General features: G+C 74.3%; 13 protein-coding genes, 1 other RNA gene and 1 pseudogene. 8 read left to right on the forward strand and 7 right to left on the reverse strand.

Annotated elements, in window-relative coordinates:
• Positions 1–70: 70 nt before the first annotated feature.
• Positions 71–277 (reverse strand): hypothetical protein, encoded by a 207-nt coding sequence (locus DMB38_RS07620; protein WP_125934512.1) that lies wholly within the window; start codon positions 275–277, stop codon positions 71–73.
• A 163-nt stretch (positions 278–440) separates the two neighbouring features.
• Positions 441–1,622, reverse strand: coding sequence for a hypothetical protein (locus DMB38_RS07625; RefSeq protein WP_164715935.1), 1,182 nt, complete (start codon positions 1,620–1,622; stop codon positions 441–443).
• A gap of 166 nt (positions 1,623–1,788) precedes the next feature.
• On the opposite strand from DMB38_RS07625, the gene DMB38_RS07630 reads away from it, so the two are divergent.
• On the forward strand, positions 1,789–2,262 hold the full coding sequence (locus DMB38_RS07630; RefSeq protein ID WP_125934514.1) for a DUF3574 domain-containing protein: 474 nt from the start codon (positions 1,789–1,791) through the stop codon (positions 2,260–2,262).
• Positions 2,263–2,325: 63 nt separating this feature from the next.
• Here DMB38_RS07630 and DMB38_RS07635 read toward each other — a convergent pair whose 3' ends face one another.
• Positions 2,326–3,357, reverse strand: a complete 1,032-nt coding sequence (locus DMB38_RS07635; RefSeq protein WP_125934515.1) for a LacI family DNA-binding transcriptional regulator — start codon at positions 3,355–3,357, stop codon at positions 2,326–2,328.
• Between the two features lie 144 nt (positions 3,358–3,501).
• Between DMB38_RS07635 and DMB38_RS07640 the strand changes: the two genes are divergently transcribed.
• Together DMB38_RS07640 and DMB38_RS07645 are read left to right on the forward strand one after the other, a co-directional pair.
• Complete coding sequence (locus tag DMB38_RS07640; RefSeq protein ID WP_125934516.1) at positions 3,502–4,470, forward strand: glycoside hydrolase family 16 protein; 969 nt, start codon at positions 3,502–3,504, stop codon at positions 4,468–4,470.
• Positions 4,467–5,624: a beta-1,3-glucanase family protein gene (locus tag DMB38_RS07645; RefSeq protein WP_125934517.1), complete on the forward strand. Its 1,158-nt coding sequence runs from the start codon at positions 4,467–4,469 to the stop codon at positions 5,622–5,624. The genes DMB38_RS07640 and DMB38_RS07645 overlap by 4 nt, the downstream gene beginning before the upstream one ends.
• A gap of 148 nt (positions 5,625–5,772) precedes the next feature.
• Here DMB38_RS07645 and leuE read toward each other — a convergent pair whose 3' ends face one another.
• Positions 5,773–6,444: a leucine efflux protein LeuE gene (gene leuE, locus DMB38_RS07650; protein ID WP_125934518.1), complete on the reverse strand. Its 672-nt coding sequence runs from the start codon at positions 6,442–6,444 to the stop codon at positions 5,773–5,775.
• 141 nt (positions 6,445–6,585) lie between these two features.
• Here leuE and DMB38_RS07655 point away from each other — a divergent pair, with 141 nt between their 5' ends.
• Positions 6,586–7,128: an MOSC domain-containing protein gene (locus DMB38_RS07655; protein ID WP_125934519.1), complete on the forward strand. Its 543-nt coding sequence runs from the start codon at positions 6,586–6,588 to the stop codon at positions 7,126–7,128.
• Positions 7,129–7,147: 19 nt separating this feature from the next.
• Here DMB38_RS07655 and DMB38_RS07660 read toward each other — a convergent pair whose 3' ends face one another.
• The gene (locus DMB38_RS07660) at positions 7,148–8,659 is read right to left on the reverse strand and encodes an arylsulfotransferase family protein (RefSeq protein WP_240662019.1); all 1,512 of its coding nucleotides are present in this window, start codon (positions 8,657–8,659) and stop codon (positions 7,148–7,150) included.
• 202 nt (positions 8,660–8,861) lie between these two features.
• On the opposite strand from DMB38_RS07660, the gene DMB38_RS07665 reads away from it, so the two are divergent.
• Positions 8,862–10,538: an RNB domain-containing ribonuclease gene (locus DMB38_RS07665; RefSeq protein ID WP_125934520.1), complete on the forward strand. Its 1,677-nt coding sequence runs from the start codon at positions 8,862–8,864 to the stop codon at positions 10,536–10,538.
• Positions 10,539–11,436: 898 nt separating this feature from the next.
• Here DMB38_RS07665 and DMB38_RS07675 read toward each other — a convergent pair.
• Together DMB38_RS07675 and DMB38_RS07680 are read right to left on the reverse strand one after the other, a co-directional pair.
• Positions 11,437–12,315: a MerR family transcriptional regulator gene (locus DMB38_RS07675; protein WP_125934521.1), complete on the reverse strand. Its 879-nt coding sequence runs from the start codon at positions 12,313–12,315 to the stop codon at positions 11,437–11,439.
• A 62-nt stretch (positions 12,316–12,377) separates the two neighbouring features.
• The gene (locus DMB38_RS07680) at positions 12,378–13,847 is read right to left on the reverse strand and encodes an aminotransferase class V-fold PLP-dependent enzyme (protein ID WP_125934522.1); all 1,470 of its coding nucleotides are present in this window, start codon (positions 13,845–13,847) and stop codon (positions 12,378–12,380) included.
• A 68-nt stretch (positions 13,848–13,915) separates the two neighbouring features.
• On the opposite strand from DMB38_RS07680, the gene DMB38_RS07685 reads away from it, so the two are divergent.
• The 3 genes and pseudogenes from DMB38_RS07685 to rnpB all read left to right on the forward strand — a co-directional run bounded on the left by DMB38_RS07685 (position 13,916) and on the right by rnpB (position 16,140).
• Positions 13,916–14,746: an AraC family transcriptional regulator gene (locus DMB38_RS07685; RefSeq protein ID WP_125934523.1), complete on the forward strand. Its 831-nt coding sequence runs from the start codon at positions 13,916–13,918 to the stop codon at positions 14,744–14,746.
• Positions 14,747–14,866: 120 nt separating this feature from the next.
• Positions 14,867–15,583 (forward strand): annotated as a pseudogene (locus DMB38_RS07690) (DMT family transporter); the annotation flags it as partial.
• A gap of 155 nt (positions 15,584–15,738) precedes the next feature.
• Positions 15,739–16,140: RNase P RNA component class A (gene rnpB, locus DMB38_RS07695), an RNA gene on the forward strand.
• The last annotated feature ends 291 nt before the right edge of the window (positions 16,141–16,431 follow it).

A 16,431-nucleotide genomic window follows, 5' to 3' on the forward strand; every position in this document is an offset into this window, starting at 1 on the left:
ATATCACCCATGTAACGCCTCCGCCGTTCAGGTGTCGACCGGAGGGAGTAATCCGCAGCTCGCAGGCGGCTCAGCGCCGCGCGCCACCGCCTTGCTCACCCCGGGACGCCCGATCCGTGCGCTTCCGCAACCGGGCCCGCCCGATCTCACGCAGTTGCGGATCGGCGTCGATGGCCTCATCCCGCTCGTCGTCGTACGCGTCCCGCGACGGCTGTCCTTCACCCCGGCCGCCGTCCTCATGACCGGAACCGCTGGTCGGACGCTTGTCGGTATGCACGGGTCGCCTCCCGCCGGAGGTAGGGGATGATCGCGGCTTCCCCGGAGGTACGAACCGGGGGAAGTCCGGCGATTCCATGAAAACGCGCCGGGATGGGCGTGTCGAACGGAGGAGACGGAGCCCCGGCAGCGGGGTGGGGAGGGATGCCCAGGCCCCCGCCCGCTCACCCCCGCATCCGGCGTACCGCCCTGCGGGCGACCACCCGGACCAGGTCCTTCACCGGCACGTTCCGCACCGGCCGGTCCTCCAGCGCCCCACGCGCCTCCGGCACCTCCGGTGCCGGGGCCGGCGGGGACGCCTTCGCCGCCAGGGCCGCCGACGCCAGTATTCCGCCCAGGACCGCCTCCGTCGCCACCTCCGTCGGGATCTCCGTCGGGATCTCCGTCGGCGTCACGGGCTCCGCCGGGGTGGCCGGCCGCCGGGAGAGCGCCGCCAGGTCACCCACCACCCGGACCCCCGACGCCGCGATGCCCGCCGCCACGCGTTCCGCCACCTCCGCCACCGCCGTCTCCGCCCACTCCGGAGTCGTGATGCGGGGTTCGTCCGGCGCCGGTTCGTACGACTGCAGGCGCGGGACCACGCCCTCGCGGATCACCTTGCCCTGCCGCCACGTGCTCCAGTTGCGGTCCCGCAGCTTGCGGTTGAGCTGCAGCAGCAGCTCAACCTCGCTCTGCGTCAGCGACGAGTTCCCGCCGCTCTCCTGCGGCTGCAGCACCTCCTCCGGCAAGTCCAGCAACTGCTCGAAGACGCGGAACTGCCACAGCGGCCGCGCCTCGTCCACGACCACCGCCGTCACGTTCTCGGGACCCGCGGCCGCCGCCCAGCGCTCGATCAGCTCGTCGTGCCGCTGCAGGTGCCAGAAGTCCGGCGTCGGCTCCTCGTACGGAGGCTTGCGCAGCATGGCGTCGAGCCAGGTCTCGTACGACTCGCAGAGCCCGTGCTTGACGTACTGCTGCCAGTGCGACGGCATGATCTTCCGCAGCGGCCGCAGCGTCACGACCACGTGCACGCCGCTCGCGCCGCCGACGCCCGCCAGTTCCTTCACGGCCCTTCGCGCCGCGTCCGCGGAAGCCGTCGCGAAGAACTCGCTGCTCGCGAAGAACCGCAGGTCACCCGCCTCCGCAGCCTCCCGGCAGAACGCCTCCCAGGGCTCCCGCTCCGCCGCCGTCGGGTCCTTCCTGGCGATCGCGACCGCCGGATCCTTCGCCTGGCGGCCCGGCCCGGCGTAGACGACGCCGTGCTCCCTGAGGGTGTCGCGGGCCTGGTGGAAAGCGGCCTGGAGGGCGGTGGTGCCCGTCTTGTGGGGGCCGATGTGCAGCAGTCTCGTGCCCGGTGGAGTGGGCACGGTGCATCGCTCTTCCTGCATGGAAGGGCCTTTCGTGTTCCGGAGGAGGGCCTCGATTCTGCAACGGCGTGGCCACCGGCCGGTGAGGTCAGGCCGAACAACGGGCAAACAAACGGCCCCCGGCCCGGCCGCGCAACTTTCGCTCCCGGTGATCGTTTCCCCGGTCGTGAACCTTACGAAGCCACGCCTTCGCCTCGCCGCCCTCGCGCTCGCCGCCGCCCTCGCCGGCGCCGCCGCGGCCACCGCCCCCGCCGCCCTCGCGGACGGCGACCCCACCCCGCCGGTCGCCCTGTCGCAGGCCGCGGAGCTGGAGCCGTACGTGCAGACGCACCTGATGTTCGGCACGGTACGGCCCGACGGCGGCCCGGACGTCACCGACCGGCAGTTCCGGGCGTTCGTGGACGAGGTCGTCACCCCGCGTTTCCCCGCGGGACTCACCGTGGACGAGGTACGGGGCCAGTACCGCGACCGGCACGGCACCATCGAGCGGGAGCGCTCGTACGAGGTCTACCTGCTCTACCCGCTCACCGAGGCGCAGGAGCAGGACGCCCGGATCGAGGAGATCCGCGACGCCTACACGGCCCGGTTCGCGCAGGAGTCGGTGGCCCGGGTGGACGAGCCCGCCCGCGCCGGCTTCTGACCCGGGCCGTCCCCGCGGCCCATTGGCACGAACCCGCCGTCGCGAGCGCTCCCCCGCCCGCCCTCAGCCCGACTCCCGCACCACCAGCCGCGGCGCCGTCACCACCGGCTCCTGCTCCTCCTGCCCGCCCGCCAGACTGCGCAGCAGCAGGCGGGCCATCACACCGCCCATCCCCTCGACGTCCTGGTGCACCGTGGTCAGCGGCGGCTCCGTCCAGGTCGCCGGGTCCAGATCGTCGTAGCCGACGACCGCGACGTCCGCGGGGACGCGGCGGCCGTGGGCGCGCAGGGTGCGCAGCGCGCCGGTGGCCATCAGGTCGGACGCGGCGAACACGGCGTCGAGGCCGGGGTCGCGGGCGAGCAGCTCGGCCATCGCGCGTTCGCCGCCGGCCGGGGTGAAGTCGCCCTCCGCGACCAGCTCGTGGCCGCCCGGGGCGGCTCCGCCCACCCCCAGCGCCGCCCGGTACCCCGCCAACCGGTCCACCGCCGACGTCTGGTCCAGCGGCCCCGCGATGTGCCCGATCCGCCGCCGGCCCCGCCCCAGCAGGTGCCGCACCGCCAGCTCCGCGCCCGCCCGGTTGTCCGTGTCCACGTAGAGCAGGCCCCGCTCCCCCGCCGCCCCCGGCCAGCCCGGGCGGCCGCCGTAGACGACGGGCAGTCCCGCCGCCGCGGCCAGGCCCGGCAGCGGGTCGTCGCGGTGCAGCGAGAACATCAGCGCGCCGTCGACGTGCCCGCCGGCCAGGAACCGGCCGATCCGCGGATAGTCCGCCCGGTCCGCGACGTACAGCAGCACCAACTGCGTGTCCGCCGCCGCCAGCGCCCCGCTGATCCCCCGCAACTGCCGGGCGAAGAACGGGTCGGCGAAGACCCGGCTCTCGGGCTCGGCGATGACGACGGCGACCGCGCCGGTGCGCCGGGTGACGAGCGTGCGCGCGGCCTGGTTCGGTACGTAGCCCAGCTCGGCCACGGCGCGGTGCACCCGCTCGCGCAGCGGCTCGCGCACCCCCGCGCCGCCGTTGACCACGCGCGACACCGTGGCCCGCGACACTCCGGCGCGGGCGGCCACGGCCTCCAGCGTGGGGCGGTTCCCGGACACCTCAACTCCTCTTCGCTCGGTGGGCCTTGACAGTAGCCCGCCCACTCGGCAGTGTGCCTCAACACAACCTGAGAGCGCTCTCAAACGGGCGCATCCCCAGGGGAGAACCTCCTCATCCCCCCACACCTCGAGGAGCAGCCAGACATGCACGCAACACGAATACGGTGGCGCAGGAGCCTGCTCGGCGCGGTCGCGGCGATCGCCGCGGTCAGCGCCCTGACCCTGCCCTCCGCGACGGCCGGCGAGGACGCGGGAGACAAGGCCGCGGCAAGCGGTCCCGCGCCCCTCGCCGAGGTCTTCCGCGACGACTTCGACGGCGCCGCCGGCTCCCTGCCCGACGCCGCGAACTGGATCGTCGACACCGGCACCTCCTACCCCGGCGGCCCCGCCAACTGGGGCACCGGTGAGATCCAGACGTACACCGACAGCCCGGAGAACCTCCAGAAGGACGGCAACGGCAACCTCACCATCACCCCCCGCCGCAACGGCTCCGGCGGCTGGACCTCCGCCCGCATCGAGACCCAGCGCACCGACTTCCAGGCCCCGGCCGGCGGTCTGATGCGCATCGAGGCGCGGATCCAGATGCCGAACGTCACCGGCGCCGAAGCCCTCGGCTACTGGCCCGCGTTCTGGACCCTCGGCGACGCCTACCGCGGCAACTACTGGAACTGGCCGGGCATCGGCGAGTTCGACATCATGGAGAACGTCAACGGCATCGACAGCGTCTGGGGCGTGCTGCACTGCGGCACCGCGCCCGGCGGGCCGTGCAACGAGAACAACGGCCTCGGCGCCTCCCGCGCCTGCCCGGGCGGCAGTTGCCAGTCGGGATTCCACGAGTACGCCCTGGAGCTGGACCGCAGCGGCCCCGTCGAGGAGCTGCGCTGGTACGTGGACGGCCAGCAGTACCACTCCGTCAACGCCGACCAGGTAGGGGCCGAGACCTGGGCGAACCTCGCCCACCACGGCCACTTCCTCCTCCTCAACGTCGCCATGGGCGGGGCCTTCCCCGACGGCGTGGCCGGCCACGCCACCCCCACCGACGCCACCCGTCCCGGTGTGCCCATGACCGTCGATTACGTGTCCGTCGAGCAGTCCGGAGGTGCCGCCGAATGATCTCGCGACGCAGGCTGCTGGGTGGTCTCGCCGTCGCGTCCGCCGCCGCGGGGACACCTCTGGTGCTCTCCGCGGCGCGGGCGGGCGGTGCCGCCGCGGCCCTCGACGTGACCGTCGTCAACAAGACGGGCGCGTACGAGAACTCCTCGATCAGCATCTACGTCGTCGGCAACGAGGGCGGCCGGCAGGTCCGCCTCACGCCCGACGGGTCGCTCGCGCCCATCGAGACCGGCGACAACGGCCCCGACGGCTACACCGACTACGCCATCCCCTTCGCCGGCAGCGGCGACACGAGCCTCACCCTGCCGAACATGTCCGGCCGCCTCTACGTGGCCCTCGGCGGCAAGCTGAAGATGAAGGCCGTCACCGACGGCGCCGGCAACGCGGCGCTCGCGTACCCCGCCGGCTGGGTCTCCACCGACCCCAACTACCCCGTGGTGCACGACTGCATGGAGTTCACGCTCAACGACGCGGGCATGTTCTGCAACACCACCATGGTCGACATGTTCAGCGTGCCGATGTCCATCCATCTGACGGGCGCCGACGACCAGACGACCGGGACGCTCAAGGACGGCGCCAGGCAGCAGGTGTTCGACACCCTGGCGGGCACCGAGGGCTTCGACCGGCTGGTGGACGCGGACGGGCTGCGGGTCATCGCCCCCGGGCACGGCCTGGACACCGGGCTCTTCGACGGCTCGTACCTCGACGGGTACGTGGACGAGGTCTGGTCGGCGTACACGGGCAAGGACCTGAAGGTCACCACGAACGCCGGCACCTTCACCGGCCGCGTCGCCGGCGACCGGCTCTCCTTCACCGGCCCCGCCGACGTCGCCTTCGACCGGCCGCCCACCCGCGACGTGCTCTTCTGCGACGGCAAGCTCGCCGCCCCGAACGACGGCACCACGGGCCCCGTCGCGGCCATCCTCGGCGCCGCGCTCAACCGCACCACCCTGCGCGACCACGCGGACCAGCCGGTCACCGACGCCTCCGCCTTCTACGGCACCGACATCTCCAACCACTACGCGCGGGTGATGCACGAAGTGTCGGAGGACGGGCGGGCGTACGGGTTCGCCTTCGACGACGTGTCCGGCTTCGCGTCGTACATCGAGGACCGGGCGCCGCAGCGGCTCACGCTGACGCTGACGCCCTTCTGACACCCACGGGAGCCGGCGGGGGGGCAGCGGGAGCCCGCCGGCTTCCGCGGGGCCGCGGGAGCCGCGGCACGCCGGGGGCTGTCCGGTGGTCAGGGCCGGGCAGCCCGCGGCGCGCGCGGCCCGCCGCGCCGGGACCGGCGGCGGAACGTTACGCGCTGCCCATCGACAGCTTGGCCGCGAAGCCCAGGAACGCCGTCCCCGCCGCGGCCGACATCCCCGCCGTCAGCCGCCGCCTGCGGCGGAAGAGCGCGGCGAGGTGCGTACCGCTGAAGATCAGGGCCGTCAGGTACGTGATGCTGAACAACTGCGCCCACGCCGCGAGCACGACGAACGTCAGCTCCGGGTGCGCGTACGCCGGGTCGATGAACTGCACGAAGAAGGAGACGAAGAAGAGGATCGCCTTCGGGTTCAGCAGGCTGACGACGAACGCCCGGCGGTACGGGCGTTCCATCTCCTCCCGCGCCGGCTCCGGCCGCCCGGCTTCCCCCTCCGCCCGCGCGACGGCCCGCGCCTCGCGCTCGCGCCACATCCGCCACGCCCCGCGCAGCATCCCGACCGCCAGCCACGTCAGATACCCGGCGCCCGCGAACTTGACGACGGCGAACGCCGTCGGGCTCGCCTGGAGCAGCGAGGCCACGCCGCCCGCGGAGAGCACCATGAGCACCATGTCGCCGCACATGACGCCGCCGGCCGCGCGGTAGCCGGCCCGGGCGCCGCGGCGGGCGGCGACGGAGACGACGTAGAGGGAGTTGGGGCCCGGGAGCAGGATGATCAGGGCGAGCCCGGCGAGGTACGTCGACAGATCCGTGACTCCAAGCATGCGGGCCAGGCTGCCACGTACCCGCTGATCCGACGAATCGATTATCGGGCGGTCCCGCATGCCGGACAGGGGCGGTCCCGGGCACCGGCCGGTTAGGCTCGTCCGTGGATCACCGGTCACGGCGGAGGGGGCCCGTACGGCATGAACGGCACGGTCACAGCGGTCTGCAGCAGCGGCGAGTACACCTTCCACAAGCCGGCCCGCGAGGCGATCACCCTGCTCGCCGGCCTCGGCGTCGAGGGCGACGCGCACGCCGGCGTCACGGTCAAGCACCGCTCCCGGGTCGCGCGCGACCCGTCCCAGCCGAACCTGCGGCAGGTGCACCTGATGCACGAGGAGCTCTTCGCCGAGGTCGCCGAGGCGGGCTTCACCGTACGCCCCGGGGAGCTGGGCGAGAACGTCACCACCCGCGGCGTCGACCTGCTCGGCCTGCCCACCGGCACGCTGCTGCACCTCGGCGCCGAGGCGGTCGTGGAGGTCACCGGGCTGCGCAACCCCTGCCACCAGATCGACGACTTCCGGAGCGGGCTGCTGAAGCAGGTCGTCGGCCGGGACGCGGCGGGGAAGGTGGTGCGCAAGGCGGGCGTGATGAGCGTGGTGCTGACGGGCGGCGTGGTACGTCCGGGAGACCCGGTCGTTGTGGTGCTGCCGGACGCGCCGCACCGCCCGCTGGAGAAGGTCTGAGCGCCCGCTCCCGAAGCGCTCAGCCCGCGCCGGTCTCCGTGACCGCGGACGCGCCGATGACCTCGCCGTCCGCGTCCAGCGCCTCCGCCTGCACGTAGGCCGCGTCCGCCGCGTCCGCCGGCAGGTCGACGTCCGTGTCGAGCCCGTCCCACGGCTCGCGGGCGACGGGCCGCAGGCCGTCCCGCGCGTCGCCGGCCAGCACCCGCCAGGCGGCGACCTCCGTGGCGCCGTTCCACACCGCGTGCGCGTCGCCGGACGCGCCGTCGATCCGTACCTCCGGCGCGGTCCCGGGCTCGCCCTCCCACTCGTCGCGGTAGGCGCGGTACGAGAGGTACTCCTCCGGGAAGACGGCGTCGAACACCAGCCGCCCGGCCGCGTCGAACTCCGAGATCCGGCCCGCGGAACCCCAGCCGACCAGGGTGTTGCCGCCGGGCAGGCCCTGGCTGCCGCCGGTGACGGCGGTGGAGACGCGGTCCGGGTGCACGAGCTGGCGCTCCAGCTCCGCGGTGCCGCGGCGCGGGTCGACGCGCAGCCAGGCGACCCGGCTCTCGTAGCCGTCGGAGTGCAGGTTCTGGTTGTCGAACATGCGGTACGTGCCGTCGCCGACGGCCACGACGTCGTGCTGGGCGATGGTGCGCGCGCCCGCGCCGAGCCGGAAGTCGCTGTTCTTGCCGCCGAGCCGCCAGACGATCTCCCCCGTCTTTCGGTCGAGCTTGTAGACGGTGCTGGTGCCGACGGCGGAGACGAGGAGGTCGCCGTCGGTGTCGAGCGAGACCGAGTTGGTGTGCAGGTAGTCGAAGGGGCGGGTGCCGGCGCGTCCCGTGGGCCGTTCGTCGGACTCCTGCAGCGGTACGTGGTCGAGGCTGCGCCACTCCAGCAGCGGCTCCCCGGTGGCGAGGTCCAGCTCCCACACGACGCTCTCCAGCACGTCGCCGTCCGCGGGGCCGCCGACCGGGGTGAGGTCGTAGGGCCGCTGCTGGTAGCTGACGACCAGGGCGGTGCCCTGCGGGGTGAGCCGGAACTCGTGCAGGTCGATGCTCTCTTCCGGGTCGGGCGAGCGGACGGTGGCGATGATGTCGTAGTTCTCGTCGGCGATGTAGCCGACGCCCTCGCCGAGTCCCGCGCTGTCGCTCTTCCCCTGCCACCAGGTCAGCACCTTGCGGCCGCGGTACTCCTGCACGCGGAAGTCGGCGACGTACTCGTCCTGCGGGATGCGGTGGTACCAGACGGGGCGGCCACGGTCGTCGAGTATCTGGGGTCCGCGGCCTGCCTCGGGCGGGGGTTCCTCGCCGGGCGGCCCGACCCGGCCGGGGTTCTTCTGCGGTCCGACGAACAGCAGTCCCTCGCCCGTGCCGGGGCGGCGCTCCAGCACGTCGAGGGGCGGGGGCGGCGGCTCGGGCGGCTCCTCGGCGGCGGGTACGGCCGCGCCGCGCACGGCGTCCGGTGCCGCGGCCGGTGCCACGGCCTGCTCGGCGGTCTCTTCCGCGGCGGCCGCGGGCGGGAGGGTGGCGACGAGAGCGCCGAGGACCATCGCGGTGCACGTACGCGACAGCCGACGGGACGCACGGCGGGATACGCGACGGGACGCATGAGGGGTGGGCATGTCTCTCCCGGAGGTGGGGGCCTCCACGTCTACCAACCGCGCGGTGACAGAGCGGTCACTCCTGGGGCGCGGGGGCGGCTCCGGCCGCGGTGGCGCGCCTGGGGCGCCCGTCCGAATTAGGCTGATATGCGTGCCCCAACGCATCCTGCACACCGCCGACGCCGAGGACGCCCCGCTCCGCGCCGCCCTGCGCCGGCTGCGCGCCGCGGAGGACGTACCCGCGGAGTTCCCGCCCGAGGTGCTCGCCGAGGCCGACCGCGCCGCGAAGGCGCCCCGGCTGCCCGAGCGGGACGCGACCGACATCCCGTTCTACACGGTCGACCCGCCCGGCTCCCGCGATCTGGACCAGGCCCTCCACGTCGCCCGCAGGGGCGGCGGCGGCTTCCGTATCCGGTACGCCCTCGCCGACGTCGCCGCCTTCGTGACCCCCGGCGGGGCCCTCGACGCCGAGGCCCACCGCCGCGTGACGACGCTCTGCTTCCCCGACACCCGCGTCCCCCTCCACCCCCGGCAGCTCTCCGAGGGCGCCGCCGGCCTGCTCCCCGACCAGACGACCCCCGCGCTGCTCTGGGAGATCGATCTGGACTCCAGCGGCCAGGTCGCCGAGGCCACGGTCGCCCGCGCGCTGGTGCGCAGCCGCGCGCGGCTCGACTACGGCGGCGTCCAGCAGACGATCGACGAGGGCACCGCGGAGGAGCCGGTGGCGCTGCTGCGCGACGTCGGGCTGCTGCGCGAGGAGGTGGAGCGCGAACGCGGCGGGATCTCCCTGGGCGTACCGGAACAGGAGGTGGTGCGGCGCGACGGCCGCTACACGCTGGAGTACCGCGCCCCCCTGCCCGCGCACGGTTGGAACGCGCAGGTGTCCCTCCTCACCGGCATGGCTGCCGCCGACCTGATGCTCGCCTCCGGCACCGGAATCCTGCGTACGGTGCCGCCCGCACGGCACGGCGCCCTGACGTATCTGCACCGGATCGCCCGCGCGCTGGACATCGACTGGCCCGAGGGGCTGGACTACCCCGAGCTGCTGCGCTCCCTCAACCCGCAGATGGCCAACCACGCGGCGTTCCTCCAGGACTGCACCACGCTGCTGCGCGGCGCCGGATACACGGTCTTCGACGGCGAACCGCCGGCGCGGCAGGACGCGGTGCACGCCGCGGTGGCCGGCGAGTACGCGCACTGCACGGCGCCGCTGCGGCGGCTGGCCGACCGGTATGCCCTGGAACTGTGCGTGGCGGCGGCGGCCGGCGAGCCCGCGCCGGAGTGGGTGCGCGAGGCGCTGGGCGGCCTCCCCGAGCTGATGGTGCGGGGCGCGCAGCGGGCGGCGCGGCTGGAGCGGGAGTGCGTGGACCTGGTGGAGGCGGCGCTGATGAGCGGGCGGATCGGGGAGGTCTTCGACGGGTACGTGGTCGCGGTGGACGAGCGCCGCCCGACGCGGGGGACGGTGCAGCTCTACGAGCCGGCGGTCATCGGCCGCGTCGATACGGAGGACGCGGAGGGCGGCACGGTGTTCCCGGCGGCCGGGGACGCCGGGGAGGACGCACAAGGCGCGGAGGGGGCTGGGGGCGCCGAACCCCCGGGAGGCACGGAGCCCCCGGCGCCCTCGGCCGGTGCGCCACCCGCCGAGTCCGCGGAACCCGCCTACTCCGCGGAGCCCGTGGACGGCGTGGAGCCCGCCGACGCCGCAGGTCCCCCTGTCCGCGCCTGGCCCGCCCCCGGCGAGCCGTTGCCGCTCGGCCACCGCGTACGGGTGCGGCTCACGGCGGCGGAGCCCGGGGTGTCCCCGGTGCGCTTCGCGCCCGAGCCCTGAGCGGGCAGCGGCGCACCACCGGGCTCCTCCTGCCCCTCCGTCCGCTCCCCCGCCTCCTCGCGCGCCGCCCCCGCCGCGCGCAGGGCGTCGACCACCGGCCGCGGGTCGTCCGCGTAGAACCGCAGCACCCGCGCCTCCGCGGGCTTCCCCAGCGGCCGCACGAACGGCACCGGCTCCGTCAGCTCGACGGTCACCGACGTCTGCCCGCCGACCGCGAGGTGCGCCGTGCCGTCGTCGTCCAGCCGCAGCAGCCCGCCCCCGTCGGGGAAGCGGCGGTCCACCCGGGCGTTCGCGATCAGCCCGGCCGGTACGGGGATGTCCAGCAGGACCCCGTACCGTACGCGCAGCGAGCCGTCCGCGCCGACGACGTGCGGCCGTACCACGCAGGCCGCCTGGAGCGCGAGGATGAAGTAGATGCCCCAGATGTCGAGGACGAGCACGACAGCGTGCACCACCGGCCAGGGGATGACGAGGGCGAGCGCCACGGTCTCGATGACCGAGACGAAGAGGAAGCCGTAGAACGTGAACGCCTGCCCCGAGGCGTACGGGACGGCGGTGTCGCCGGGGCCGATCCCGTGCTTCGGGCGGCGGGCGAGCCAGCGCAGGGTGGCGGTGAAGAGCTTCACCTCGTGCACGGTCAGCTTGCGCACGGCGGCGGGGACGCTGTCCCGTACGGCCTCCAGACCCGCCGCGCGGGGCGCGAGTCCCGCGCCGCGGTGGCGGCGGTAGTCGGCGGCCAGGAGCGTGACCAGGGCGGCGGTGACGAGCAGGACGGCCACCTCGACGGCGAGCATCACCGGGTCCGGGATGCGGACGCCGGAGGCGAGGCAGAGCACGAGCACCAGCTCGCCGGGTACGAGCGAGGCCAGGGCCCAGCGGACCGTACGGCGCAGCGCGTTCACGACGCACTCTCCCCGCGCCGCCGGTCCGCGCGCCCGGCCCCGCCCGCCTCGCCGGCCCCGCCCGACCGCTCTTCGAGCAGGGCCATCGCCCGGCGCATGACCTCGGCCTGCGCCGGGGGGAAGTCCGCGAAGAACATCTCCGCGAAGGCTTCCCGGCCTTCGTCGCCGTCCTCCGCCGCACCGGTGCCGGCCGCGTCGGGCCCCGCGGCCATCAGCGCCAGCGCCTCGTCCGACATGACCGCGACGACGTCCCGCGCCAGCTCCGCGACGCGCGGGTCCGTGACCTCGGCGTCTGCCAGTTCGTCGAGCCGGGCGTAGATCTCGTACGCACGCCTCATCGCGTCCGGGTCGGCGCTGAGCGCGTGCAGCAGCGCGCCGAGCCAGCCCCGGTGCGCGTCGTCCGCGGTGGTGTCCAGCAGCGCGAGCAGCTCCCGCTCCTTCGCGGCGCTCGCCGGCTCCGGGACGCCGAGCGCCGCGGAGGTGCGGGACATGTCCGCGAACACCGCCGCCAGCTCCGGCGACACCGGGCCCTCGGCGGTCAGCCCGCCGCCCTCCGCGTGCCGCAGCAGCTCGGCGAGGCGGGCGCGGCGCTGCCGGAGGGCGGCCTCCTGCCGGGCCAGGTCGGCGTCCAGCTCGGCGAGGATCTCGTGCAGTTCCTTGCCGATGTCGTCGGCGAGCGCGTCGCGGACCTCGTCCAGGCTGAGGCCCAGCTCGGTGAGGCGGCGCACACGGGCCAGCTCGACCGCGTCGCGCAGCGTGTAGACGCGGTAGCCGTTGGCGCGGCGGGCGGGCTCGGGCAGCAGCCCGATGCGGTGGTAATGCCGCACGGTTCGGGTGGTGACCCCGGCGAGCGCGGCGAGCTCTCCGATTCGCATGACCTCAGTAGAAACGTTGACGTCGCGACAAGGTCAAGCGACGGGCCGGGGCCACCGGCCGGTCAGGCGGTGCGGGTCTCCCTCCTCACCGCGTCCGCCGCGGCGCACAGGTCGTCCCAGAGCACCCGTACGTGCCGCTCCTCGGTCTCCAGCCCGCCGACCGCGACCCGCAGCAGATAGCGTCCGTCGACCACGGTGTGGGTGACGTACGAGCGCCCGCTCGCGTTGATCCGCTCCAGCACGGCCTTCGTCGCGGCGTTGTCGGCGTCGGTGCCGCGGCCGGTGACCGCGTACAGGCACACCAGCGCCAGGCTCCGCGGCACCCCCAGCGCGAAGCGCGGGTCGGCCGCCGCCCACGACTCCAGCTCCGCGGCCAGCCCGACGTGCCGGCGCACGTGGTCCCGTATGCCGGCGAGGCCGAAGCGGCGCAGCACCGTCCAGAGCTTCAGCGCGCGGAAGCGGCGGCCCAGCGGCAGGTGCCAGTCGCGGTAGTCGACGACGGCGCCGGACTCGCTGGCCGCGTTGCGCAGGTACTCCGGCAGCACGGTGAGAGCGCCGACGAGGGTGGCGGTGTCGCGGGTCCAGAAGAGATTGCAGTCGAAGGCGGTGAGCAGCCACTTGTGCCCGTCGGTGCTGTACGAATCGGCCAGCCCGGCGCCGTCGAAGAGCCCGCGGTGCTCGGGGCAGAACGCGGCGGCGCCGGCCCACGCGGCGTCGACGTGCAGCCAGATGCCGTACTCGGCGCAGACCGCGGCGATCTCGCGCACCGGGTCGACGGCGCCGGTGCCGGTGGTGCCGATCGTGGCGCAGACCATCACCGGGCGGCGGCCGGCCGCCAGGTCCTCGCGTACGGCGGCGGCCAGCGCGTCGGGCGCCATCGTCTGGCCGCCGTCGCCGCCGGGCGGCACGATCCGTACCGCGTCCGCCCCCAGCCCCGCGGCGATCGCCGCCTTCTCCAGCGAGGAGTGGGTGTGCGCCGAGACGTACAGCACCTCGCGCCCGTCCCGGCCCGCCGTCCGCCAGGCGCCGCCGGAGGTGCGGTGCAGCGCGGCGAGGAGCGCGACCAGCGAGGACGAGGACGCCGAGTCCTGGATGACGCCGCCGCCACCGCCGGCGAAGGTGAACTCGGCGGGCAGTCCGGTGGCGTCGGCGAGCTGGTCGAGCAGGTGCTGCTCCAGCTCCGTGCAGGCCGGGGACGTCGACCAGAGCATGCCCTGGGAGCCGAGGCCGGTGGAGAGCATGTCGCCGAGGAGGGAGGCGAGGGAGGCGTTCGCGGGGAAGTACGCGAAGAAGCCGGGGTGCTGCCAGTGCGTGGAGCCGGGCACCACGACGCGGTCCATGTCCGCCAGCACCTCGGTCAGCGGCTCGCCCTCCTCCGGGAGCTTCGCCGGCAGCCGCTCGCGCACCCACCCGGGCTCGACGCCCGGGAGCACCGGCAGGTCGCCGACGCGGGCACGGTAGTCGGCGATCCAGTCGACGTAGGCGTGGCCGAGCTCGCGGAACTCTTCTGGGGACAGATCTCGCTGCGACATCCGCGCATCGTAGGCAGCCGCGGAATCCCGCTGGCAAGGGGCGTACGGCATCGCGCACAATGCGACGCATGAGCGGCGAGGGGGGCGGGCGGAGCCCCGGGGAGTACGCGCGCTGGACGCGGACACCGCTCGGCGCGGGCCAGTCCCTGTACCTGATGACGGCGTGCTTCACCGCCCACCGCTACGCGCCGCACGCCCACCACGAGTTCGCCGTCGGGGTGTGCACGGAAGGCGCCGAGGTCATCGACTACCGCGGCGAGCGGATCGGGGCCCGGCCCGGCAGCATCGTCGTCCTCGCCCCCGGCGAGGCGCACACCGGCGGCCCGGCGGGCGACGAGGGGTACGCGTACCGCGCGTTCTACCCCTCCATGGCGCTGCTGACCGACGGCGCCTGCACCGACGCGCACTTCGCCGAGCCCGTCATCGACGACCCGGCCCTGGCCGCCGCGCTCCGCGCCGCGCACGTCGCCGTCGACCGGGGCGCGGAGCCGCTGGAGGCGGAGTCGCGGCTGCCGTGGCTGCTCGCGGCGCTGGCCCGCCGGCACGGCCGCGCCCGCCCGGCGGCCACCGCGGCGCTGGGGAGCGGCGTGGCCCGTGCGGTACGGGACCGGCTGGCCGACGAGCTGACGGACCCGCCGTCGCTGGCGGCGATCGGCTGCGACCTGGGGCTCTCCCGGTACCAGGTGCTGCGCGCGTTCCGGGAGACCATGGGCATGCCCCCGTACGCCTGGCTGGCGCAGCACCGGGTGGAGCGGGCGCGCGGGCTGCTGGAGGCGGGGCACCGGCCGGCGGAGGTGGCGGGTCTGGTGGGGTTCGCGGACCAGGCGCATCTGACGCGGTGGTTCCGGCGGGTGCTGGGGGCGACGCCGGCGGCGTACAGCAGGAGCGTGCGGACGTAGGGACCGGCCGCAACGGCATTCAAGACAGCGGTGCTTCCGCCCCGGAGGCTGGACGGCATGACTGCACGCGGCTGGGTCCTGTTCCTCCTCATGGGCGTCATCTGGGGAGTCCCGTATCTGATGATCAAGGTGGCGGTGGACGCGGTGTCGCCGTCGGGAGTCGTCTTCGTACGATGCGCGCTGGGCGCGCTCGTCCTGCTGCCGCTCGCGCTGCGCGGCGGGGGGCTGGTCCGTACCGTACGGACGCACTGGGCGCCGATGCTGGCGTTCGCCTGCATCGAGATCATCGGCCCGTGGTGGACCCTGACCGACGCCGAACGCCAGCTCTCCAGCGCCATGGCCGGCCTGCTGATCGCCGCCGTGCCGACGATCGGCGTGATCCTCGCCCGGCTCCTCGGCGACGAGGAGCGCCTGGGCCGCCGCCGCTGGCTGGGCCTCGGTCTCGGCCTGGCGGGCGTCGCGGTGCTGGCGGCGCCGGAGTTGAGCGGCGGCTCGGCGTGGGCGATCACGGAGGTCATGCTCACCGCCCTCGGCTACGCCACCGCCCCGCTGATCATCGCCCGCCGGCTGAAGGACGTACCGACGCTGCAGCTCATCGCACCCTGCCTGCTGCTGGCCGCGATCGTCTACGCCCCCGCGGGGATCGCCACCTGGCCGGACACGACGCCGTCGGGCAAGGTGCTGGCGTCGCTCGTGGGCCTGGGCGTGCTCTGCACGGCGCTGGCGTTCGTGGTCTTCCTGGAGCTGATCCGCGAGGTGGGCCCGACGCGCGCGGTGGTCTTCACGTACATCAACCCGGCGGTCGCGGTCGCGGCGGGCGTCGCGTTCCTCGACGAACCGCTGACGGGCTCCATCGCCGCGGCCTTCGTCCTCATCCTGGCCGGCTCCTTCCTGGCCACCGCCGCGGGCGCGACGGCGGGCGGGGGCGCGGGCGCGGACCCGGGCGGCGGCGAGGAGACCGTCGCTGCGACTACCATGGGCCGTACGGCGGACGAGCCGGCCGGGCGGTCGCGTCGGTCCCACCCAGGGATCGCCGAGGAACGTCCGGGCTCCACAGGGCAGGGTGGTGGGTAACACCCACCCGGGGTGACCCGCGGGACAGTGCCACAGAAAACAGACCGCCGGGGGCGTGCAGCTCCCGGTAAGGGTGAAACGGCGGTGTAAGAGACCACCAGCGCCCGGGGTGACCCGGGCGGCTAGGTAAACCCCACCCGGAGCAAGGTCAAGAGGGGCCGCGGAAGCGGCCCTGCGCGGACGATGGAGGGCGGCCCGCCCGAGTCCGCGGGTAGACCGCACGAGGCCGGTGGCAACACCGGTCCCAGATGGATGACCGCCTCCCCGGCGGCCGCAAGGCCCCCGGGAGACAGAACCCGGCGTACAGGCCGACTCGTCCGCCTCCACGGCCCTGACCTGGGTGTTTACCTGGATCAGGGCCGTTTTCCACGCCAAGATACGCAACGTCTCTACCTGCGATTTCCCGGGAGTTCCCGCGCGTATGTGTAAGGGATGTGTAACGCGATCTTGGCTTGGGGCAGCAGTGAGAACGGCCCTGCTGTCGCCCTCGTAGGCCACTGGGTGGAGCCGCTTGGCGTCGTATCTCAGCGCGGGAGTAGTTTCGCGGTGGCTGTCCCCTGTCATCCAATCGAGGCGGTTGACAGCGAACCCAGTCGTTCGGGCTTCCTTGC

This window comes from Streptomyces sp. WAC 06738, assembly GCF_003945505.1.
In the GTDB taxonomy this organism is placed as follows: Bacteria; Actinomycetota; Actinomycetes; order Streptomycetales; family Streptomycetaceae; genus Streptomyces.

What these genes read in the sequence shown, in the direction of transcription:
- DMB38_RS07640 (WP_125934516.1), top strand. Translation starts at nt 3,502, where the DNA reads ATGCACGCAACACGAATACGGTGGCGCAGGAGCCTGCTCGGCGCGGTC.
- DMB38_RS07645 (WP_125934517.1), top strand. Translation starts at nt 4,467, where the DNA reads ATGATCTCGCGACGCAGGCTGCTGGGTGGTCTCGCCGTCGCGTCCGCC.
- leuE (WP_125934518.1), bottom strand. Translation starts at nt 6,444, where the DNA reads ATGCTTGGAGTCACGGATCTGTCGACGTACCTCGCCGGGCTCGCCCTG.
- DMB38_RS07655 (WP_125934519.1), top strand. Translation starts at nt 6,586, where the DNA reads ATGAACGGCACGGTCACAGCGGTCTGCAGCAGCGGCGAGTACACCTTC.
- DMB38_RS07660 (WP_240662019.1), bottom strand. Translation starts at nt 8,659, where the DNA reads ATGGTCCTCGGCGCTCTCGTCGCCACCCTCCCGCCCGCGGCCGCCGCG.
- DMB38_RS07675 (WP_125934521.1), bottom strand. Translation starts at nt 12,315, where the DNA reads ATGCGAATCGGAGAGCTCGCCGCGCTCGCCGGGGTCACCACCCGAACC.
- DMB38_RS07680 (WP_125934522.1), bottom strand. Translation starts at nt 13,847, where the DNA reads ATGTCGCAGCGAGATCTGTCCCCAGAAGAGTTCCGCGAGCTCGGCCAC.
- DMB38_RS07685 (WP_125934523.1), top strand. Translation starts at nt 13,916, where the DNA reads ATGAGCGGCGAGGGGGGCGGGCGGAGCCCCGGGGAGTACGCGCGCTGG.